Source organism: Azospirillum palustre (assembly GCF_002573965.1).
Lineage (GTDB): Bacteria > Pseudomonadota > Alphaproteobacteria > Azospirillales > Azospirillaceae > Azospirillum > Azospirillum palustre.
The window spans coordinates 601,647-622,304 of record NZ_PDKW01000041.1; the positions used below are offsets into that span (position 1 = coordinate 601,647).

The 20,658-nt window shown below is 66.0% G+C and carries 25 protein-coding genes and 1 tRNA gene; 17 read left to right on the forward strand and 9 right to left on the reverse strand.

Annotation, left to right across the window (positions count from 1 at the left end; translation table 11 throughout):
- Positions 1-427: 427 nt before the first annotated feature.
- Positions 428-670 (reverse strand): helix-turn-helix domain-containing protein, encoded by a 243-nt coding sequence (locus CRT60_RS16440; RefSeq protein WP_098737596.1) that lies wholly within the window; start codon positions 668-670, stop codon positions 428-430.
- A gap of 167 nt (positions 671-837) precedes the next feature.
- On the opposite strand from CRT60_RS16440, the gene CRT60_RS35710 reads away from it, so the two are divergent.
- Together CRT60_RS35710 and CRT60_RS16445 are read left to right on the forward strand one after the other, a co-directional pair.
- Positions 838-1,158 carry a hypothetical protein gene (locus CRT60_RS35710; protein WP_143273285.1) on the forward strand — a complete coding sequence of 107 codons (321 nt, stop codon included), beginning with the start codon at positions 838-840 and terminating at the stop codon, positions 1,156-1,158.
- Positions 1,155-1,436, forward strand: a complete 282-nt coding sequence (locus tag CRT60_RS16445) for a hypothetical protein (RefSeq protein ID WP_098737597.1) — start codon at positions 1,155-1,157, stop codon at positions 1,434-1,436. Before CRT60_RS35710 ends, CRT60_RS16445 begins: the two co-directional genes overlap by 4 nt.
- 57 nt (positions 1,437-1,493) lie before the next feature.
- On the opposite strand, the gene CRT60_RS16450 is transcribed toward CRT60_RS16445, so the two are convergent.
- Entirely contained in the window at positions 1,494-2,681 is a 1,188-nt protein-coding gene (locus CRT60_RS16450) for a tyrosine-type recombinase/integrase (protein WP_098737598.1), read from the reverse strand.
- A gap of 410 nt (positions 2,682-3,091) precedes the next feature.
- Here CRT60_RS16450 and CRT60_RS16455 point away from each other — a divergent pair, with 410 nt between their 5' ends.
- The gene (locus CRT60_RS16455; protein WP_098737599.1) at positions 3,092-4,339 is read left to right on the forward strand and encodes a tyrosine-type recombinase/integrase; all 1,248 of its coding nucleotides are present in this window, start codon (positions 3,092-3,094) and stop codon (positions 4,337-4,339) included.
- 164 nt (positions 4,340-4,503) lie between these two features.
- On the opposite strand, the gene CRT60_RS35715 is transcribed toward CRT60_RS16455, so the two are convergent.
- Together CRT60_RS35715 and CRT60_RS16460 are read right to left on the reverse strand one after the other, a co-directional pair.
- Positions 4,504-4,821, reverse strand: coding sequence for a hypothetical protein (locus CRT60_RS35715; protein ID WP_143273287.1), 318 nt, complete (start codon positions 4,819-4,821; stop codon positions 4,504-4,506).
- 8 nt (positions 4,822-4,829) lie between these two features.
- Positions 4,830-5,066, reverse strand: a complete 237-nt coding sequence (locus CRT60_RS16460) for a transcriptional regulator (RefSeq protein WP_098737600.1) — start codon at positions 5,064-5,066, stop codon at positions 4,830-4,832.
- Positions 5,067-5,234: 168 nt separating this feature from the next.
- On the opposite strand from CRT60_RS16460, the gene CRT60_RS16465 reads away from it, so the two are divergent.
- A complete protein-coding gene (locus tag CRT60_RS16465; protein ID WP_098737601.1) occupies positions 5,235-6,011 on the forward strand; it encodes a hypothetical protein in 777 nt (258 codons plus the stop codon).
- 27 nt (positions 6,012-6,038) lie between these two features.
- Here CRT60_RS16465 and CRT60_RS35720 read toward each other — a convergent pair whose 3' ends face one another.
- Complete coding sequence (locus CRT60_RS35720) at positions 6,039-6,602, reverse strand: hypothetical protein (protein ID WP_161958066.1); 564 nt, start codon at positions 6,600-6,602, stop codon at positions 6,039-6,041.
- A gap of 121 nt (positions 6,603-6,723) precedes the next feature.
- Between CRT60_RS35720 and CRT60_RS16470 the strand changes: the two genes are divergently transcribed.
- The 9 genes from CRT60_RS16470 (at position 6,724) to CRT60_RS16505 (ending at position 13,017) form a co-directional block, all read left to right on the forward strand.
- Positions 6,724-6,909, forward strand: coding sequence for a helix-turn-helix domain-containing protein (locus CRT60_RS16470; protein WP_161958067.1), 186 nt, complete (start codon positions 6,724-6,726; stop codon positions 6,907-6,909).
- 20 nt (positions 6,910-6,929) lie between these two features.
- The gene (locus CRT60_RS16475) at positions 6,930-7,154 is read left to right on the forward strand and encodes a hypothetical protein (RefSeq protein ID WP_098737603.1); all 225 of its coding nucleotides are present in this window, start codon (positions 6,930-6,932) and stop codon (positions 7,152-7,154) included.
- A 3-nt stretch (positions 7,155-7,157) separates the two neighbouring features.
- Complete coding sequence (locus CRT60_RS16480; protein ID WP_098737604.1) at positions 7,158-7,451, forward strand: hypothetical protein; 294 nt, start codon at positions 7,158-7,160, stop codon at positions 7,449-7,451.
- Positions 7,452-7,453: 2 nt separating this feature from the next.
- Complete coding sequence (locus CRT60_RS16485) at positions 7,454-7,750, forward strand: hypothetical protein (protein ID WP_098737605.1); 297 nt, start codon at positions 7,454-7,456, stop codon at positions 7,748-7,750.
- The gene (locus CRT60_RS16490; RefSeq protein ID WP_098737606.1) at positions 7,747-10,203 is read left to right on the forward strand and encodes a DUF927 domain-containing protein; all 2,457 of its coding nucleotides are present in this window, start codon (positions 7,747-7,749) and stop codon (positions 10,201-10,203) included. Before CRT60_RS16485 ends, CRT60_RS16490 begins: the two co-directional genes overlap by 4 nt.
- Complete coding sequence (locus tag CRT60_RS36475) at positions 10,196-10,492, forward strand: hypothetical protein (protein ID WP_143273291.1); 297 nt, start codon at positions 10,196-10,198, stop codon at positions 10,490-10,492. Before CRT60_RS16490 ends, CRT60_RS36475 begins: the two co-directional genes overlap by 8 nt.
- A 359-nt stretch (positions 10,493-10,851) precedes the next feature.
- Positions 10,852-11,478: a hypothetical protein gene (locus tag CRT60_RS16495; protein WP_098737607.1), complete on the forward strand. Its 627-nt coding sequence runs from the start codon at positions 10,852-10,854 to the stop codon at positions 11,476-11,478.
- Positions 11,479-11,480: 2 nt separating this feature from the next.
- The gene (locus tag CRT60_RS16500) at positions 11,481-11,774 is read left to right on the forward strand and encodes a hypothetical protein (protein WP_098737608.1); all 294 of its coding nucleotides are present in this window, start codon (positions 11,481-11,483) and stop codon (positions 11,772-11,774) included.
- Between the two features lie 76 nt (positions 11,775-11,850).
- Entirely contained in the window at positions 11,851-13,017 is a 1,167-nt protein-coding gene (locus CRT60_RS16505; RefSeq protein ID WP_161958068.1) for a phage major capsid protein, read from the forward strand.
- A 193-nt stretch (positions 13,018-13,210) separates the two neighbouring features.
- On the opposite strand, the gene CRT60_RS16510 is transcribed toward CRT60_RS16505, so the two are convergent.
- From CRT60_RS16510 to erpA, 4 genes are all read right to left on the reverse strand, one after another.
- A tRNA-Ser gene (locus tag CRT60_RS16510) sits at positions 13,211-13,300 on the reverse strand.
- 85 nt (positions 13,301-13,385) lie between these two features.
- On the reverse strand, positions 13,386-13,958 hold the full coding sequence (locus CRT60_RS16515; RefSeq protein ID WP_098737610.1) for a hypothetical protein: 573 nt from the start codon (positions 13,956-13,958) through the stop codon (positions 13,386-13,388).
- A 130-nt stretch (positions 13,959-14,088) separates the two neighbouring features.
- Positions 14,089-14,862 (reverse strand): exodeoxyribonuclease III, encoded by a 774-nt coding sequence (gene xth / locus CRT60_RS16520; RefSeq protein ID WP_098737611.1) that lies wholly within the window; start codon positions 14,860-14,862, stop codon positions 14,089-14,091.
- Positions 14,863-14,911: 49 nt separating this feature from the next.
- Positions 14,912-15,268 carry an iron-sulfur cluster insertion protein ErpA gene (erpA, locus tag CRT60_RS16525; RefSeq protein ID WP_098737612.1) on the reverse strand — a complete coding sequence of 119 codons (357 nt, stop codon included), beginning with the start codon at positions 15,266-15,268 and terminating at the stop codon, positions 14,912-14,914.
- A 192-nt stretch (positions 15,269-15,460) separates the two neighbouring features.
- Between erpA and CRT60_RS16530 the strand changes: the two genes are divergently transcribed.
- The 4 genes from CRT60_RS16530 to nagZ are packed head-to-tail and all read left to right on the forward strand — an operon-like array spanning position 15,461 to position 20,642.
- The gene (locus CRT60_RS16530; protein ID WP_098737613.1) at positions 15,461-16,660 is read left to right on the forward strand and encodes a deoxyguanosinetriphosphate triphosphohydrolase; all 1,200 of its coding nucleotides are present in this window, start codon (positions 15,461-15,463) and stop codon (positions 16,658-16,660) included.
- 43 nt (positions 16,661-16,703) lie between these two features.
- A complete protein-coding gene (gene argS, locus CRT60_RS16535; RefSeq protein WP_098737614.1) occupies positions 16,704-18,464 on the forward strand; it encodes an arginine--tRNA ligase in 1,761 nt (586 codons plus the stop codon).
- Entirely contained in the window at positions 18,461-19,540 is a 1,080-nt protein-coding gene (locus CRT60_RS16540) for an SPOR domain-containing protein (protein WP_098737615.1), read from the forward strand. The genes argS and CRT60_RS16540 overlap by 4 nt, the downstream gene beginning before the upstream one ends.
- Positions 19,512-20,642 carry a beta-N-acetylhexosaminidase gene (nagZ, locus tag CRT60_RS16545; protein WP_098737616.1) on the forward strand — a complete coding sequence of 377 codons (1,131 nt, stop codon included), beginning with the start codon at positions 19,512-19,514 and terminating at the stop codon, positions 20,640-20,642. The genes CRT60_RS16540 and nagZ overlap by 29 nt, the downstream gene beginning before the upstream one ends.
- The last annotated feature ends 16 nt before the right edge of the window (positions 20,643-20,658 follow it).

The following is a 20,658-nucleotide window of genomic DNA, read 5'->3' on the forward strand; positions in this document are numbered from 1 at the left end:
CCGGCATCGCAGCAATTTGCGCCAGCGCGCCATCGAGGAAAGCGCGAGGAGCGGCACAGGTCAAGCCATAGTCAAGAAACCGTCAGCGTATTCCAGCAGGAAAGTTCGGGTGATGGCGGCCGGGGAGAGAGACACGCCCCACGGACCCGAAGGCTACCCGGCATCTCTTACAGTACGCCGCCACCAAGCCCAGCTTGTTTAAAGCCGTCCAGAAAAGCAACGGCCTGAAAGCGGATTGGAACTTCCCTACGGCGCCCTGCCCCCGAACTTTCCCGACGGATCGTCCGGACGCCGCTCATTCGCCGATCTTGTGCTGCCAAAGGGGCGACCTTTCCTGACGCTCTGCGGCGTAGGGAAGTTCCAAAATAGAGTCGCCGACTGAAATTGGCCGGGCGAAAGGCAGGCAGCACCCTGTCGTCGGATTGCTTCAGAGAGATACCTTCTTCAGCCGCACACCCGGCCCTTCATCGTCGTCATCGATGAAAATGACCCCTGCTGCTTCCAAAGCGGCACGGATCGCCTGCACATTGTCGGCTGCGCTTCGACCAGGACCGATGGCCCCCTCCATCCGTTTTATGGTGGGTACCGATATGCCGCTCGCCGTGGAAAGTTCAGTTTGGCTCCATCCTAGGAGCGCGCGAGCGGCCCGGACCTGCGGCGCCGTCAGCATGACGTGATACCTTTCGTATAATTTGTTATCCAACTCGATTGCATTGGGCAATCGATGGCATTATACCAAAAGGATCACGCTCGTCACTATCCACGAGCGCGCAAAGGCCGGGCAGGTGTTGGCCCACCCGCCCGGCCGGACCACAACGCGAGCTGGAGAACCCGGAAATGGCTGTTTCCGAGCATACCCCGATATTGTCTGCTGCGCATCATGCTTCTGGTGGCGTGTCGACGCCAACACGGCGCCCGCTGAATTTAAGCGAGATCAATATATCGCTTCCTCTACATCCCATGCGCGATGAAATCATGAAGATGTTCGGCGAGCTTCCTTCAGAGGATCAGGCGTCTTTCGCTCGGCTGGCCTGGGCAATGGTGAACAAAGACGTGGACAGGATGCTGGATGAAGCTGACTCACTCGGACTGCGGGAGCCGGTGCAAGCTACCATCCATGCACACCCTGAAAGATACAATCGCGGAGGTGCGGCATGATCGACCGTCGATCTATGCTGGTCGGCACTGCGGCGGGTGTAGCTGTTGCCGCCTTGCCCACCACGGCACCGATTACGTCGAGAATGATCGATGCCGACATGGCCGAGTTCGCTGCAGACCTCCAAGCGGCGCCTCCACCCGTGCGCATCGCCATCCGGCAGTTGATGCGGGGGATGGTGACCAGCGATCCTGCCATGATGCTCACCGCTGCCGACAAGCTGAATTATCGAAGTGAGGTAGAGGCGTATATCGAGCGAAGAGGAAGCCGGCCCGCCTGACCTTTGCCACGGGAGGGCCGCCGCGCCCTCCCACCTGACCGCTTCAGAACCGGCACATCATCCGGAGAGAAAAGCGGCCCACCCTTCCATCAACGCCCGCCGCTTCTCGAACAGATCGCCACGCTGGTAGGCGGCGACCACCTTGTCGCCCTGGGTGTGCGCGAGTGCCGCTTCGGCCACTTCATGCGGCGTCGACGTGCATTCAGCTGCCCAAGTGCGAAAGGTAGAGCGGAACCCGTGCGGCGTCGCGTCCACCTTCATGCGGCGCAGAACCATCGCCATCGACATGTTGGACAACGGCTTCCCGGTCGTCATCCCCTCGAAAACGAACTCCCCTCGCTGGATCGCCGCCATCTTCTTCAGCAGCGCCAGTGCGGGATCCGTCAGCGGAACGCGGTGGGTGACGCCCGCCTTCATTCGCTCCCCTGGAATGGTCCAGGTGCGGGCGCCAAGGTCGATCTCCGACCATTTGGCGCCCAGCGCCTCGCCCGTCCGCGCCGCGGTGAGGATCGTGAACTCCAGCGCCCGCGCGCTGGCGCCGTCCTGGACCTGGAGGCGTGGCCAAAGGGCCGGCATGTCCGAATAGGGCACGCTCGCATGGTGCTCGACCTTGGCCACCGCCGCCTTCGCGGGAAGGATCAGATCCAGGTGCCCTTTCCAGCGGGCAGGGTTCTCGCCGCTGCGCAGACCGGTCACCTTCGCGAAATCGAGCACTGATTCGATTCTCCCCCGGAGCCGGCTCGCCGTCTCGGTCTTCGTGGTCCAGATCGGTTGCAGCACCTGCAGGACGAGGGGCGTGTCGATGGCCGCAACAGGCAAGGCACCCAGCGTCGGGAAGGCATAGGTCTCCAGTGTCGCAATCCATTGAGCGCCGTGCTTGGCGTTCTTCCAGCCAGCCTTCATGGAGGCGATGTAGTCGACCGCGCATTCCTTGAAGGTCGCGGCCTTCGCGGTTTCCTGCACCTGAGCGGCCGCTTGCGCCTTGCGGGCCTCCAATGGATCGACGCCGGCCGCCACCAGCTTCTTGGCCTCAATCGCCTTATCTCGGGCCTGAGCCAAGCTGACCACGATGGCGCTGCCGAGCCCCATGTCGCGGCGCCGGCCACTCATGGCAAAGCGGTAGATCCAGGACCGGGCGCCCGATGCGGTCACCTGCAGGTACAGGCCGTTCCCGTCGGCGAACAGCCCAGGCGTCTTGATAGTCTCAACCTTCCGAGCTGTGAGCCCAGCGGCCTTTCGTGGCATTCCTACGCTCCGAATCAGCAGGCCCCGTTGATGGGTGCCGGATGATGGGTGCGGGTGTCCAAAGCCTGTCGGCATGATGGGCGGGACCGCTACCCACTAACGGACCCATCATCGGAACGCGGATTCCGGCGGTCAACGGCGAGCCGCAGCGGATTTCCCATTTAGTCGGGAGCGTTGATTTCGTTGGTATTTTCGAAGCGCGGCGAAGCGGCGCGGGTGCCAAGGTGGCGGAAGAGGTGTCTTCAGAACAAGGCGTTTGCTGGTGTCCGCCAGCGTCCGCTAATATTCGGTAAGCCATTGATTTGACCGGAGATATTTTCCGCCAGCGTCCACGCTTGTCCATTGCCATCCGCCTGCACCCGAAACAGAATGTGGGGTGAGGTGTGGGGTAGGATTGGCAGGGATTCGAAATGACCAAGCGAACCGGGAGGCATCCCGAAAAGGCCCTGACCGCGGTTGCAGTGCGCAACGCCAAGCCCGGCCGGCATGCGGACGGCAACGGGCTGTATCTGGAGGTGGACGAGTCGGGCGCCCGGCGCTGGCTTCTCCGGATCATGGTGCAGGGGAGACGGCGGGACATCGGCTTGGGGGCCACGTCCCTGGTGTCGCTGGCCGAGGCGCGGGATACCGCGACAGCCATGCGCAAGGTGGCCCGGGCCGGCGGCGATCCCCTGGCCGAGCGTCAGAAGGCTATGCGCGTCGTGCCGACCTTCGAGACCGCCGCTCGCACCTGCCACACCGAGCACAAGGACGCGTGGAAGAACGGAAAGCACGCTGATCAGTGGTTCACCACTCTGGAAACCTATGCCTTCCCGGTCATCGGCACCATGACAGTGGACAGGATCGGCATGCCCGAGGTACGGGACGTGCTCTTGCCGATCTGGTTGGAGAAGCCCGAGACGGCCCGCCGGGTGCGCCAGCGGATCGGGACGGTGCTGGACTGGGCTGCAACCAAGAACTTCCGGGACGGCGAGAACCCGGTGCGGTCCGTGGTCAAGGGGCTGCCGAAGCAGAAGGACACAGCCGAGCATTTCGCCGCTCTGCCCTATGACGACGTGCCGGCCTTCCTGACCAAGCTGCGGGTGACCGACCAGACCGGCCCTGTGGTCAAGCTGGCGATGGAGTTCCTGATCCTGACCGCGGTGCGGTCGGGGGAGATGCGCGGCGCCGTATGGCGGGAGATCGACACTGCGGCCAAGCTATGGACGATCCCGGCCGAGCGAATGAAGGCCGGCAAGCCGCATGTGGTGCCGCTGGCGCCGCGCGCCCTGGAGCTGCTGGAGGAAGCCCGCAAGCTGGCTCGCAAGCCCGACGACCTCGACGCCCTGGTGTTCGAAGGCAGCAAGCCCGGCAAGCCCATGTCGGACATGACCCTGACCATGGTGCTGCGCCGGATGAAGGTGGAGGCCACCGCCCATGGCTTCCGCTCCGCCTTTCGCGACTGGACGGCCGAGACGACGAACACCCCCAGCGACGTGGCGGAAATGGCGCTGGCCCACACCATCAAGAACAAGGTGGAGGCCGCCTATCGGCGCGGCGACCTGCTGGAGAAGCGGCGCGTGCTGATGACACTGTGGGCCGACTTCTGCCAGGGAGCCAAGGCCAACGTGGTGCCGTTGTCGACCGCGAAGAAGCGGAAACGTGCAGGTGATGCCTGATTTCCAGGGTTACCGGGGTTACCGGGGTTACTGCATTGATTTCAAAGGATTGATTTCGGTAACCCCGAGCATTTCGAGCGGGGTTACCGGGGTTACCAGTCGGGGGTTACCGGCGCTCCGGAACGACGAAGCCCGCCACGGTACGAACCGGGCGGGCTTCGCTCTTATCCCTGTTGTGAAAAATGCTGCTGTATTGTTTCGTTAACATAGGCAATCAACAGGCAAAGCCCACTATTCCGCACGCCGAATTTTCTACTTTCACTAACAACCTCGACGATCGGCAACCATTCTTTGTGGAATTCGCTCCAATCATCATCGCTATATATACTCAGATCTATGTCATCACCAATCTTGCTCTTTAGTAGATATTTAACTCCAGAATTAATAATGGCGTCCTTCATTTCCTCAGTGGTTATATGTTGATATTTTCCTCCATCAACAACAGAGTTCAGAAAGAGTATTAGGAGAGTCTTTTTTGTCATCCGCATTTTCATTCCTTTCTTAAACGCACACCAGCTCCACCGCCATTTTCAGGGATGAACTCGACGCCGGCCGCTTCCAGGGCTGTCTGGATCGCGGCAAGGTTCGCTGCCGTGATGGGGGGTGCATCGTTGTGCTTCTCAGCACGCCGCACTGTGGCAACCCCCAGCTTGGCTGAAGTCGCCAACTCGTCGGCGCTGATGCCCAGCATACCGCGCGCGCCCCTGATCTGTGCTCCGGTGATCATATTTCGATCATGTCATCTGTTTGTTGACACCGACATACGGCAGTGATAGGAAAGCTATCACTTAATCGTTTCCGACGCAATGCAAGGGTTACCCAACGCGAGCATTTCTCGCCACGCCCGAACCTTGCCCGCCGTCGGCCAGCCACTCTTAACTGGAGCAATACCGCAATGACGACCCCGATCAACGCGCCCGCGGGCGCGAACGCCTATGCCTTGCCCGGTTGCATCAATCACCTTCCCAAGCGCGGCACCGGGCCGGGTTCCGATCCCGACGCCGAGTTGCTGTTCGCCTGGGACACCTATGTCAACGCCGTGACGGCCTACCAGTGCGCCCCGGATGGCGAGGAAAGGCTGTACGAGGAAATCGCCTTCAACATCGGGCTTCGCCTCGAGGAGCTTCGGCCGAAGTCTATGAGGGGGCTTGTCCGCCAGCTCCGCTACCTGCTGACCAAGCACATCGACATAGACGACGCCTGGGACGTCATCATCTTCGAAGAGGACATGACGCCGAACCTGCAGATGGTGCTAAACGAAGATCCCCACGCCAATATGCTGTGGAACATGATCGACTCCATCGACGGGCCGGCGGAACGCATCGCCCGCATGGCGGCGAGACCGACCAGCGCGCCGGGTGCCTCGTCCATCATCCCATCGCTGGACCAAACCTTCACCGCCGCCAGCGCCATGGTGCTCAGCCTGTTCGATGAGCATGCGGCCGCCACCATGGCTGGCCCCGACAACCTGCCGGATCATCTGGTAGTGGAAGCGTGCGACATACGACGCGCCGTGTTCACCACACCGCCCAAGACGCCGGCCGATGCGATGGCCGTGCTGGAGCTGCTGGCGCATGACGTTGCCGGCATGGGCCATGGCGATCATGTGGAGGCGCAGGAAACCGCCGTGGCGCTTCTGCGCGATTTCATGAAGCCCCTCGCGGGGCAGTGAGTTGCAGCCTTCTCGCGCGCCGGATTGTCATCCCTTCCGATGGGCTGCCATCCGGCAAGCGGGGGAACAGAAGACCGCATCGGCCCGATTGGCTTCGAAGTATTGGCCGCACTCGCTGCAACGCTTGTACTTCGTTCCTTCCGCCAGCGATTGCGCCGCACTGTACATCAGCTCTGCTGCAAGACGGGTGGCACGAACATTCAGAAGCAGACCAGCTTGACCGACTTCGAAATAACCGTTGTTCCGCATCTTGGAAAGATGGTCATGCACCCTGCGTTTGATCGGATCGGCCTCAAGACCATTCGTCAACACTTCCCGGCCAGCCTGATCTTTTTGGGACCATAGGGCAGCAACCTCCGAAAGCTCTATATGCAGCGCCTGCCAGAAGCTTTGATCTTCGCCCCATTGCTCGGTCGGCCCCCAACGTGTGGCAAGGGCCGCAACGTCCAGCGGAGTGTCGGCAACTCGACGCCATACCGCCGGTATGTCCTGCGGGGTGTAGCTGGCCTGGATATTGTCGATCACCTGCACGTTGCCATCACGGTCCACCACCGCCCCCAGGATCGGGCGCCTCCAGCTTAAAGCGTCCATTACGACCCACCTCGTTCATTACGGTTGGTATCGTATCGTTCGCGCTTTATTCGTTGCAAGCCCCTTCGGGCGTTGTTACGCATATAGACGTAACGAACGCTATTTTTCCATGGAGGCTCTTATGGCCAAGCGGTTCATGACCATTGCCGAGTTCTCGACCGAAACCGGGTTGCCGCGCCCTACCGTCCGCAATCTGGTCCGAGACAGCAAGCTGAGGGGGACCAAGGTCGGTCGCGCGTGGCTGATCCCGGCCGATGAGGTGGACCGCTTGGCCGCCCTGGCTGATGGACGAATCGAGTCGGCCTGATCGACCGGGAGGGACACACCATGGCCAAGGTGGATCACAAGCAACCAGCCCCGGAGCCGCCCCGCATTGAGAAGGCGGGCTATTCGGTGCCCGAGTTCTGCTATGGCGCCGGCATTGGCCGGTCCAAGGCATACGAGCTGATGGGGGACGGTCTCATCCGCTTCGTCACCGTCGGGCGCCGCAGAATCATCACCGATTCACCTGCCGAATTCCTGGCGCGGGTGGCCAGCAACACGGGAGGCTGAGCCATGCCCAACGCTTCCGCCTCCCTACCTACCGGGGCGCAGATTACCGGGGCGCAGATCATCCCCGCTATCGGCTGGTTCGCTGAGTATGTCGACACCCTGCGCGTAGCCGGTGGACGCCCGATCCGCCAGCGGTTGGCCGCCTGGGCATTGTTGACCGAGGCGGGAAGCGACGGCCGGCCGGTGATGAGGCTGGTCGGCTTCCTGCCGGAGGGCGACCAAGCCGACCGGCTGCACGGCTTTCTTCGCTACAGCTGGGCACCGGTCACCAAGCCGCATGATCCGTGGGGTGGCTGACCATGCGCGCCCGTCTCGACTTCGAGAGGATCAACGCCGCCGCGCTGGCCGTGTTGCCGGTGCTGGTGGCGCGCTGGCTCCCGGACGGCTGCCGGGCCGGTGTGGAGTGGGTAGCGCTCAACCCGCGCCGTGCGGACGATAAGCCCGGCTCCTTCAAGGTGAACCTGACCACGGGCAAGTGGAGCGACTTCGCCACCGGCGACCGCGGCGGCGACGTCGTGTCCCTGGCTGCCTTCCTGACCGGCTCCACCCAAGCCGAGGCCGCCCGAAATCTTGCCGACATGCTGGGAATGAGATGATGCCAGATGACAATACCAGCATGTTCACGCCGTTGACGCCCGACGAGGTGAAGGCCAGCCGAGCGACCGGCTTGGCGAAGGGCGCCGACAAGGTGCCGATCCTGCCGGTGCCAGACAACGCCCCACAGCTACGGTTCAAGCATCCCAAGTATGGTGAACCGTCCCGGACATGGCCATACCGTGATGCCGCCGGCCGACTGCTGGGCTATGCGGCGCGCTTCGACTTCACCGCCAGCGACGGCACTGCGGCCAAGGACGTGTTGCCGCTGACCTTCTGCGACCTGGGCAACGGCAAGCGCGGTTGGCGCTCGAAGGGAATTCCCGATCCGCGACCGCTCTACAAGCTGCCCGAGCTGATCGCCCGCCCCGACGCCCTGGTGATCGTCACCGAGGGCGAGAAGGCTGCCGATGCCGCCGCCGAGCTGCTCCCCGAGCGCATTACCACCACGCCGATGCACGGCGCCAAGTCCCCGCATAAAACCGACTGGTCCCCGGTGAAGGGGCGTGAGGTGGTGATCTGGCCTGACCATGACGAACCGGGCGCCTCTTTCGCCCAAGCCGTCGCCGAGCTGGCGACGAAGGCAGGAGCCGCCAGCGTCCGGGTAGTGAAGGTGCCCGCAGACTGGCCGCCCGGATGGGACCTTGCCGACGAACCGCCGGCTGGTGTCACGGTGGAGACGTTGCGCGCCATGATCGAGGCTGCCGGGCCGTGGGAGCCACCGCCCAAGGCCCCCGCCGGCCAGCGCCGCGGAATGCCGCCGGAAATGCTCGCCTTCGTCATGCGCGACTATGGCCTGTATCACCGCGACCCCGACACGGGCGATACGCTACTGTCCGGGCCGTTCGAGGTGGTGGCCGAGACGCGCGACTCCACCGGCGGAAGCTGGGGCGTGCTGCTGGCGTGGAAGGATCCGGACGGGAGGCGCCACGAATGGGCAATGCCCCGGTCCATCCTGGCCGGCGACGGGACCGAGTTCCGCCGTGTCTTCCTCGATGGGGGACTGTTCGTCGCGCCGGGCCGGAAGGCGCGCGACATGCTCATGGTCTACCTCGCCAATGTGCGGGCAGAAACCTATGCAACCTGTGTCGATCGCACCGGCTGGCATGGCCGGGTCTATGTGTCGGCGACCCGGACCTATGGGGACACCCAGAGCGACCCTGTAATTCTGCAGGGTGTCACAGCAGCGGCAGACACCAAGCCGCGCGGTACCCTGGAAGGCTGGCAGGACGAGGTTGCGGCGCTGGCCATCGGAAACAGCCGGCTTGCCTTCGCCTTGTCTGCCGCCTTTGCCGGCCCGCTGCTCTACCTGCTGAATGCCGAGTCCGGCGGGCTGCACTTCCGCGGTGCGTCGTCCATCGGCAAGTCGAGCATGCTCAATGTCGCCGCGTCCGCCTGGGGCTGCCCGGTCTACAATTGGCGGGCCACCGACAACGCTGCCGAGGCGCTGGCCCGCGCGGCGAACGATGCGCTGCTGTGCCTGGATGAGCTGGGACAGGCGGACGGCCGGGCAGCCGATGCCATGGGATACATGCTCTCCAACGGCGCCGGCAAAGCCCGCATGGCGAAGGACACCAGCGCCCGGCCGGTCATGACGTGGCGGATGGTGTTCGTGTCCACCGGCGAGATCGGCTTGGCGGAGAAGGTGGCGGAAGCTGGCCGCAGGACGCGGGCCGGGCAGGAAATCCGCATCCTCGACATTCCGGCCGATGCCGGCGCTGGGCTGGGGGCGTTCGAGGCCTTGCATGGATCCATCGACGGCGACGCCTTTTCCCGCCGGCTGCGGCTGGCCACCGAGACGCACCGCGGGCACGCCGCCCATGCCTTCCTCGAGCGGATCACCGCCAGCGACCTCGACGAGTTGTCCACCGCCGTCCGGGCCGGTGGCGACCGATGGAAGGCCGAGCATCTGCCAGCCGGTGCCGATGGTCAGGTCCAGCGGGCCGCCGGCCGCTTCGCCCTGATCGCCGCCGCGGGTGAGTTGGCCGCCACCATGGGCGTGCTGCCTTGGCCGGACGGTGAGGCCAGCCGCGCCGCTGCGGCATGCTTCACCGCCTGGATCAACGCGCGGGGCGGCAAGGGCCCGGCCGAAGTGACCGCAGGAATTGCGCAGGTTCGCGGCTTCCTCGAAGCCCACGGCATGAGCCGCTTTGAACCGGCCTGGGAGACCGACGCCACCGGTCAGCCAGTGGAGTCCCGCACCATCAATCGCGTGGGATTCCGCCGCAAAGACGCGCTGGGCCAATGGGAATTTTACGCCATGGCTGAAGGCTTCAAGGAGATGGCCAAGGGCTTCAACTCCAAGGAACTGGCGGCCGAGTTGGTCAAGGCGGGGATGCTGGCGCCGGCCGGCAACGGGAAATCGTCCAAACCGGTCAAGGTGCCGAACGTCGGGCCGTTGAAGCTCTACCACTTCACGCCTGCCGCCCTGGCGGGTGGTGACGACGATGCGTGACCTGTTCGCACGGTGGGCTGCGGTGCCAGTAACCCCGGCCAGTAACCCCGGTAACCCCGAGCATTTCGAGCGGGGTTACCGAAATCTCCCTTATGAAATCAACACGGTAACCCCAGTAACCCCGGTAACCTCTGAAAACTGGGCACTCCGACACGCTGAACGGTCTCAAGACCTGCTCGACGCCTTCGAGGAACGGGCCGCCATCCTCGAATTCGATGGCGGGCTGTCGCGCTCCGAAGCCGAGCGCCGGGCAAGGCTCGAAGTGTCTGGGCAGGCTGCCGCCGGCTGACCCGAGGGGGGCGGTCGAAAGTCTGGGAGGCGGCCGACCGGGGGACCGCGCCTTCCCCCATTCAGAGTTTTTTCCCCTCCGAATGAATTTGAGGTGCGCACTTTGTCCCTGCGTTGCGCACTCCGGCTGCTAACAAATGCCGGGATTTGCAGGCTGTAAAACGGCGGTTTCGCGCGGTTTTCCAACGGGTTGTTTGCAGTTCATTTGCTAACCTCTGCTAACCCTCCAGCAAGTGCGCACTGCGCACTGATGCGCACTGATGCGCACTACGCATCGCAATGGCAAAATTCGCCATTGACACGCACGGGTGTTGCGCCCACGGTCAATGGCGAAATTTGCCATTGAACTGGACAAAGCCAATGAACGGAAAGGATCTCGAGCGCAAGCTGTCGGTGCTCGTCCCTCGCACCCACACCCAGCTCGATCATTTCGGCCGCGCGCTTCGGGCTGCCGGCCTCCTCCCGCTGGGCGGCCGGGGCTTGGCCGCTCCGGAAATCACTCCTCAGCATGTGGCGAACATGCTCATTGCTCTGGCCGTCGCCGAGAAGCCGGGAGACGCGCCGAACGCCGTGATTGGCTATGCGGCCATGCCGGTGGCGGAGTGCGATGCGGCCGCAGATATTGACGCCGTCGCCGATACGTTCGGAGAAGCTCTGCTTGAAATTCTAAATCCCTCCGCCGCAGGGCCGGAGGTTCTCTCCGTCCGGATTTGCCGTTCGTGGCCGCTGGCCATTATCGAAACCAAGCAAGGTGAGTACTCCTACGGCTACGCCACCAATGAGACTGCCCGCGAGGCCGGATTTCAGACATGGGGTGCGCGGGAGGAGTTTCGCTACGGCGCTGGGGTGCTGAGTCAGATCGCTTTCGAACTAGCCGGCGGCAACAGCCGGCGCGGTGGTTGGGTGAATGGGGAGACCGATCCCGTCTCGCGCTTCCGCGCATCCAGGCGAGCAGCAGAAGCTGCCAACTCGGATCTGGAGGGCTGAACATGTCCGTCGCGATCCGATCCATCCGCCTCACACAACGGCAAGTCGGACGTGGCGCTGGCGCGCCGGTAGTCCACGCCGTGCTCACCATGGCCGCCCGCGGCATCTGCTTTCACGGATGCGCCTTGGTGGAGGACGCCGCCGGTCAATGGCTCCTTTCCCCCGCGTGGTTCGATGGCGTGCAGCCGCACCGCCGTCGTGTCCAGATCGAGGATCCCGACCTCCACGCCAGCCTCCTCAATGCGGCCATGAACGCCTATCGCCTGCTTGCCGGGCATACCGAATCCCCCACCTGAGAGGAACACCATGCACCACCCTTCTTCGATCCCCGGTGCGACGCGGCTCCACCGTCCCGCCTTGGTCCCGTTCGCGATGAGCAACGACCTGTCTCCAAACGACCTCGTGGCGCAGGTCACTGCGGCTGTGGCGGAAATGAAGGCCAAGCACAAGCGCGAGATGGATGAACTGCGCTCCGATCTGGACTCAGTGGCGGGCGCCAACGCCGCCCTGAAACTCAACGGGTTCGGCCCCGGCCTGGACGGGCCGAGCGCAGCGCACGTCGCCGAAGTCCACGCCGGTCTTGCCGAGATGGTCCGCACCGGCAGCGATACCCGCGTGAAGGCCACCCTGCGCGTCGGCTCCGATCCTGAAGGCGGGTATCTGGTGGCGCCGGTTCTGTCCGACCGTATCACCCAGAAGATCTTCGACGTGTCGCCGCTCGGCCGGCTGGCGCGCCGGGAGACGATCACGACGGGCGATTCCTTCCAGGAGCCAATCGACCCGAGCGACGTTGGGGCGACGTGGGTTGGCGAGAGCGAAGAGCGGCCGGCAACGGACGATCCGAAGCTCAAGGGTCTGGACGTCCCGGTCCACGAGATCTATGCGCTGCAGAAGGTGACGCAGCGCCTGATGGACGATGCGCGCTTCGACGTCGGCGCCTGGCTGGACAACAAGCATGCCGACAAGTTCGCGCGTGCCGAAGGGGCGGCCTTCGTCAACGGCGATGGCATCAAGAAGCCGCGGGGCATCCTGACCTATCAGACCTCCATCATCGACGACGGTGCCCGCGACTGGTTCACCGTCCAGTATGTGCCGACCGGCGCCGCCGGCGCCTTCCCGGCCGCGTCGACAACCGTGAACCCTGTCGATCCGCTGGTGGACCTGACCTTCAAGCTGCGGGCGCCCTACCGGCGCAACGCCCGTTGGCTGATGAACCAGAAGACCGCCGGGGTGGTGCGGAAGCTGAAGGACACCGAGGGCCGGTATGTGTGGACCGATGCCACCCAGGGCATGCCGGCCATGCTGCTGGGCTTCCCGGTCGAGCTGGACGAGGAGATGCCGGACATTGCCCCGGACAGCTTCTCCATCGCCTTTGGCGACTTCCAGCAAGCCTACATCGTGGTAGAGAAGGCCGGGGTGCGTTACCTCCGCGACCCCTTCACCGCGAAGCCGCACGTCCTGATGTACGCTTATCGCCGCGTCGGTGGAGGGCTGCAGAACGGTGAAGCGCTCAAGCTGCTGAGGTTCTCCGCGACCTGATCCGCCGGCTGCGACCGCACGGCAGACACAGAAGCCCCTGGTCTTCACCGGGGGCTTTTTTGTTGGTCCGTCCCGTCCGCGAACGTCCGCTGACAGCGGCGTCAATCCACCGAAAAATGTGGGGCAAACTGTGGGGGACGCATTTTCCGGAAATGAAAAAGCCCAAGCAAATCAATTGCTTGGGCTGAATTCGTGGCGGAAGAGGTGGGATTCGAACCCACGGTGGGCGTGAACCCACGACGGTTTTCAAGACCGTTGCCTTAAACCACTCGGCCACTCTTCCCTCGGCCCACGGGAGTAGCGAATGCGTCGCGGTGGGTCAAGTGTCGCGCGCAAGCTGCTGCGAATTGCCCCTCAGTGGCTGCCCCTCACTTGCGGATCGGGCGGCCCAGCGTGCGCAGACGGCGGGTCGGTTTCGGCGGGCTGGGGCTGTCGGAGAAGTCGGGCAGGCTGGGGGCGCGGGCTATCGTCTTGCGGATCAGCTCGGCCGTGGCGTCCAGATCGTCGAGAATCTCCGGCGCCACGCGGTCGGCGTAGCGGGGGCTCAGCAGGCGGGCGCGGGTCTGGTCGATGCTGCGCAGTTCGGGCTCGAACAGCTCGCGGGCGCCGATGGGCAGGACCTGGTCCTCGCGCATGCTGGAGAAGTAATTGCGCATCGTGCGGGCCAGCATGCGGGTCAGCAGAAGGTCCATCCGCTCGAACTCGGCGCGCAGGTCGGTCAGGCGCGACTCGTCCACGCCCTGGAGATGCTCCTCGGTCAGGGTGAACAGGGCGCGGATCTCCTCCACCTTGCGGCGGAAGTCGAGGAAGGAGGCGAAGCGGTCGTCGCCCATGTCGCGCTGGGCCCGGTCGGCAAGCTGGGAGGCTTCGGTCGCCTGACGCTCCAATGCCGCCAGCAGAGACTTCACCCGCTCCCGACCGATGTCGCGCCCCCACGCCATGCCCGCCCTACGCTCCGCCGTTGACCGTCACCGCCCGGTCATCGGTCGGGCGGCGCTGTCATCGTAGAAGCGAAACTTTTAACAAAATGCTTTTATCACGGAGTTTCCACACCCGGTGACCCTATGCCGGTCAGGCGTCGCGCAGCTCCAGGATGACGGGAGTGTGGTCGGACGCCTTCTCCAGCCCGCGCGGGCCGCGGTCGATGGTGCAGTCGGCCAGACGGTCGGTGGCCTGCGGCGACAGCAGGAAATGGTCGATGCGCAGGCCGTTGTCGCGCGGCCAGCTGCCGGCCTGATAATCCCAGAAGGTATAGGCGCGGTCGTCGTCATGCAGCGCGCGGTAGGCCTCGGTCAGGCCGAGATTCAGCAGGGCGCGGAACCTGGCCTTCGATTCCGGGCGGAACAGCGCGTCGCCGGCGAAGGCCTGCGGCGAGTAGACGTCGCGCGGCTCCGGGATGATGTTGTAGTCGCCGCCCAGCACCACCGGGATTTCCTGCGCCAGCAGCTTGCTGGCGTGGTCGTACAGCCGGTCCATCCAGCGCAGCTTGTAGGCGAACTTCTCGCCCGGCACCGGGTTGCCGTTGGGCAGGTAGAGCGAGGCGATGCGCACGCCAGACACCGTGGCCTCGACATAGCGGGCCTGCTCGTCCTCCGGTTCGCCGGGCAGGCGGGTCAGCACGTCTTCCGCCGGCGCCTTCGACAGCAGGGCGACGCCGTTGTAGGCCTTCTGCCCGACGGCATTGACGTGGTAGCCGAGGTCCTCGAAGGCCGCGGCGGGGAAGGCGGCGGTCTCGCATTTGATTTCCTGGAAGAGCACGACGTCCGGGGACGCCGTGCGCAGCCAGTCGGTGATCAGCGGAAGGCGGGCCTTCGCCGAGTTGACGTTCCAGGTGGCGATCTTCACGAAAAAGGCCTGCCTTCTTTTCTTGGTCTTCCGGTCTCAGACCGCGGCCTCAGACCGCGAAGGAATTGCCGCAGCCGCAGGATGCGGTGGCGTTGGGGTTCTTGATCTGGAAGGCGGCGCCCATCAGGTCCTCGACATAATCCAGCGTCGCGCCGGCCAGCAGGTCGAGCGAGGCGTCGTCGGTGACCACCTTCGTGCCGTCCTTCTCGAAGACATGATCCTCGTCGGTCGCGGTCTCGTCGAAGGTGAAGCCGTACTGGAAGCCGGAGCAGCCGCCGCCGGACACGGTCAGGCGCAGCATCAGGTTGGGATTGCCCTCCTGCTCGATCAGGAAGGCGACGCGCCTGGCGGCACTTTCGCTGACGCCGAGGATGCGGGGTTCGGTGGGGAGTGCGGTGTCGGGCATGGGGTGGCCCCTCTGGTGCGGTGCGGGAGTTGGGCACAAATGTAAGGGGGATCGACGGCTTCGTCAAAGTATGGGCACCGTTGCGGGAAAGCGTTGCGCATCTGGCACGCTCCGCCGCCGGCTGGCCCAACGCCTGGGCATAGCACGCCTTCGCCGTTGCACCTGCGTTTCCCCGCCGGTAGTGTCCGCCCCATGACGGCGGACTGTTCCCATGATCGGCTGGCTCCCTATGGCTGCAACCCGGCGGACACGCGCGGGCGGCTGGTGGCGGAGCCGGAAAGCCCGACGCGCTCGTGCTTCCAGCGCGACCGCGACCGCATCGTGCATTCCGGGGCCTTCCGCCGGCTGAAGCACAAGACGCAGGTCTTCGTCTATCACGAGGGCGACTATTATCGCACCCGGCTGACCCACAGCCTGGAGGTGGCGCAGATCGCCCGCTCGATCAGCCGCACGCTGGGCCTGAACGAGGATCTGGCGGAGGCGGTGGCGCTGGCCCACGACCTTGGCCACACGCCGTTCGGCCATGCCGGGGAAGAGGCGCTGAACGCCTGCATGGAGCCGTTCGGCGGCTTCGCCCACAACGACCAGACCCTGCGCATCCTGACGCGGCTGGAGCGGCGCTACGCCGAGTTCGACGGGCTGAACCTGACCTGGGAAGCGCTGGAGGGTGTGGTCAAGCACAACGGCCCGCTGCTGCCGCTGCTGCCCGGCCATCGCCTGCCGACCACCATCGCCGCCTTCCAGGGCGACTGGGATCTGGAGCTGCAGACCAATCCGGGGGCAGAGGCGCAGGTGGCGGCGCTGGCCGACGACATCGCCTACAACAACCACGACATCGACGACGGGCTGCGCGCCGGCCTGTTCACGGTGGACGAGGTGGCGGAGCTGCCGCTGGTCGGCCCGCTGGTGCGCGAGGTCTGCGACCTCTATCCGGGGCTGGAGCGCTCGCGCCTGATCCACGAGACGATCCGGCGGATGATCAACGCCATGGTCGTCGATCTGGTGACGGAAACGCGGCGGCGGCTGGCGGAGCACAGGCCGGGCAGCGCGGCCGAGCTGCGCGCCCTGCCGCTGGCGATGGTCAGCTTCTCCGATGGGATGCTGGAGGCGCAGCGGCCCTTGCGCGCCTTCCTGCGCCAGCGCATGTACCGGCACTATCGCGTGAACCGCGAGATGAGCAAGTGCAAGCGCGTGGTGCGTGCCCTGTTCCAGCTGTTCATGGACGAACCCAACACCCTGCCGACCGAATGGCAGCGCGATATCGCCAAGAATGGGGGTGACGCCGATCTTGCGGTGCGCGCCCGCCATGTGGCCGACTATATCGCCGGCATGACCGACCGCTACGCGCTGGCCGAACATGACCGGCTCTTCGACCTGCATGTGAAGACCTGAGCCGCGAGGCTCCTGCGACCTCCTGAAAAGACGACCTGAGACGATGAATATTTTCAAGGCCTTCGAGACCGATATTCGCAAGCTGCTGGAAGAGCTGGCCGCCGAGGGTGCCATCCCCGCTGGGCTGGACAGCAGCCGTCTGACGGTCGAGCCGCCGCGCGAGGCCTCGCATGGCGACCTGTCCACCAACGCCGCGATGATCCTGGCGAAGCCGGCGAAGATGGCGCCGCGCGCGCTGGCGGAGCTGCTGGTCGCCAAACTGAAGGGCCGCGCCGACGTGGCGTCGGTCGAGATCGCCGGTCCGGGCTTCGTCAATCTGCGCCTGACGCCGGACGTCTGGCGCGACCGCATCCGCGACGTGCTGACCGCCGGCACCGCCTATGGCGACAGCGAGCTGGGGGCCGGGACTCCGGTCAATGTGGAGTATGTGTCGGCCAACCCGACCGGCCCGCTGCATGCCGCCCATGGCCGAGGCGCCGTGTTCGGCGACGCGCTGGCAGCACTGCTGCAGAAGGCCGGCTATGCCGTCACCCGCGAATACTACATCAACGATGCCGGCGCGCAGGTCGACGTGCTGGGCCGCTCCACCTTTATCCGCTACCGCGAGGCGCTGGGCGAGCAGGTGGGCGAGATCCCGGCCGGCCTCTATCCCGGCGAGTACCTGAAGGAGGTCGGCCAGGCCCTGGCGACGCGCGACGGCAACCGCTGGGTCGGCACCGACGAGTCCGAATGGCTGCCGGCCTGCCGCGACTTCGCCATCGGCATGATCATGGGCTGGATCCGCGAGGATCTGGGCGCTCTCGGCGTCACGATGGATGTCTACAGCAGCGAGCGCGCGCTGGTGACGGCGGGGGCCGTCCAGACGGCGCTGGCGGCGCTGGAGGAGCGCGGCCTGATCTACACCGGCGTGCTGGAGCCGCCGAAGGGCAAGAAGCCCGACGATTGGGAGCCGCGCCCGCAGACCCTGTTCAAGTCCAGCGATTTCGGCGACGACGTCGACCGGCCGCTGAAGAAGTCCGACGGCTCCTTCACCTATTTCGCCAACGACATCGCCTATCACTACGACAAGTACCGGCGCGGTGCGGCGTCGCTGATCGACGTGCTCGGTGCCGACCATGGCGGCTACGTCAAGCGCATGCAGGCGGCGACGCGGGCGATTTCCGGCGGCGAGGCCGAACTGGACGTGAAGCTGTGCCAGCTGGTGCATCTGATGCAGAACGGCCAACCGGTGAAGATGTCCAAGCGCGCCGGCACCTTCGTGACGCTGCGCGACGTCATCGATCAGGTCGGCCGGGACGTGGTCCGCTTCATCATGCTGACCCGCCGCAACGACCAGACGCTGGACTTCGACTTCGCCAAGGTGACGGAGCAGTCGAAGGACAATCCGGTCTTCTACGTGCAGTACGCCCACGCCCGCTGCCGCTCGGTGCTGCGCCATGCCGCGACCGCCCTGCCGCAGCTGGACCAGACGCCGGCCTCGCTCGCCGCCGCGGCGAACCTCGCCCGGCTGGACAGCGAAGAGGAGATGGCGCTGGCCAAGCGGATGGCCACCTGGCCGCGCGTGGTCGAGGCGGCGGCCGAGGCGCATGAGCCGCACCGCATCGCCTTCTTCCTGTACGACCTCGCCAGCGACTTCCACGCGCTGTGGAACCGGGGCCGGGACGATGCCTCGCTGCGCTTCCTGATCGAAGGCGATGCGGAGCTGACGACGGCCCGTCTGGCGCTGATCGCCGCGGTGGCGACGGTCATCGCCTCTGGCCTGTCGGTGATGGGTGTGGAACCGGTGGAGGAATTGCGTTCATGAGGTACGACGGCGACGTCAACTACGCGGCCAATCCCTATGGGATGCCGCCCCGACAGTCCGCGAACAAACGCGGGCTGCTGGCGCTCGGCTTCGCCGTGGTCGGCGTCGTGACGTTCGCCGGTGCGGCGGTGATCGGGCTGCGCGGCCCGTCGCGGCTGTCCGGCGACGGGCCGCCGCTGCTGACCGCGGAAGCCGGCCCGTCCAAGGCCCGTCCCGACCAGCCGGGCGGGATGGAGGTGCCGCACCAGGACATCCTGGCCTATGAGCGGCTGCGCGACCATGACGGCGGCCGCGGCAATCAGGTGGAACGGCTGCTGCCGCCGCCGGAGGTGCCGCTGCCGCGCCCGGTGGTGACGCCGCAGATGCCGGCCGTGGTGCCGCTGCCCTCCGTGGCGTCGGTGGCCCAGCTGCCGCCGGGCGCCACCGCCACCGTCCCGCGCGACAGCGTCGCCGCGGCGGTTGCGGCGGCGGCTCCGCTGGCAGCGCCGGAACCGGTGCCGGGCCTGCCCGCCGCCACCTCGACGGCGGTCGCTCCGGCCCCGGCGGCCCCGGCGGCGCAGGCTACCGCCATGCAGACTCCGCCCAGCGTCGCCGCCAAGCCGCAGCAGCCCCCGGCCGCTCCCGTCAAGCCGGCTCCGCAGCAGCAGGTCGCTTCGGTCGCCAAGCCTCCCGCTCCGCCGGCGCAGCAGAACGCCGCCCCGTCGATGGGGCAGTTGATCGCCAAGCTGGAAGCGGCCTCGATGCCGGCCCCGGCCGCTCCGGCCAAGGCCGCTCCCCAGCCGGCCAAGCCCGCAGTGGTGTCCGCTCCCGCCCCGGCGGCCGGCGGCAGCGGCGGCTGGCGTGTCCAGCTGGCGTCGGTGCGCAGCGAGGGCGAGGCTGCGGCCGAATGGCGCCGTCTCGCCGGCCGCCACCCCGACGCGCTCGGCGGGCTGTCGATGCAGGTCGCCAAGGTCGACCTGGGCGAGAAGGGCATCTTCTATCGGGTGCAGGGTGCCGGCGCCGACGAGACGCGGGCCAAGTCGGCCTGCGCCCAGCTGCGTGCGCAAAATGTGGGGTGTGTGGTTGTCCGTCCCTAATTGTTCTGGCCCTGATGCTTCCGGCCCCGATTCCGTTGGACTTGAGTCTGTGAGTTCCACCCAGGCCTCCCACCCGCGCGCGGTCGTCTTCGGCTGCGCCGGGCTGGCGGTGACGGCCGACGAGGCCGCCTTCTTCCGTGACGCCGATCCGCTCGGCTTCATCCTGTTCCGCCGCAACTGCGACAGCCGCGACCAGATGCGCCGGCTGGTCGACGATCTGCGCGCCAGCGTCGGCCGGGCCGACGCCCCTGTCCTGATCGACCAGGAAGGCGGCCGGGTCGCGCGCATGCGACCGCCGCACTGGCCGGCCCATCCGCCGATGGGCGTGATCGGCGCGCTGGGCGAACGCGATGCCGCCGCCGGACGTGAGGCCGCCCAGGAGGCCGCTTGGATCAACGGCCGGCTGCTCGCCCACATGCTGACGGAGGTCGGCATCACGGTGGATTGCGCGCCGGTCTGCGACGTTCCGGTCGAGGGCGCGCACGACATCATCGGCGACCGCGCCTTCTCGCGCGACCCGGCATTGGTGATCGACCTCGCCCGCGCCACCGCCGACGGGCTGCTGGCCGGCGGGGTGCTGCCGGTGATCAAGCACATTCCCGGCCATGGCCGTGCCTTCACCGACAGCCATGCCGAGCTGCCGGTGGTCGAGGCCGGCCGCGCCGCGCTGGAGGCCACCGATTTCGCCCCCTTCCGCGCCCTGGCCGACCTGCCGCTGGCGATGGTCGCCCATGTGGTGCTGAAGGCCATCGACCCGACCGCCCCCGCCAGCACCTCGGCGATTGTGGTGCGCGAGGTGGTGCGCGGGCCGTCCATCGGTTTCGGCGGCCTGCTGTTCAGCGACGATTTGTCGATGAACGCGCTGCGGGGCGACCCAAGGACGCGGGCCGAAGCGGTGCTGGCGGCCGGCATGGATGTCGTGCTCCACTGCAACGGCGATCTGGCCGAGATGCGGTCGATCCTCGGCGCCGTTCCGTTGTTGAGCGGGGTGGCGGCGGAGCGCTGGGCGCGGGCGGAAGCGATGCGCCACGCGCCGGAACCGGCGGACATCGCGGCATTGACGAACCGGCTGGCCGAGCTTCTCGGCACGGCTGAGACCTGACGGACGGGAGCGGACG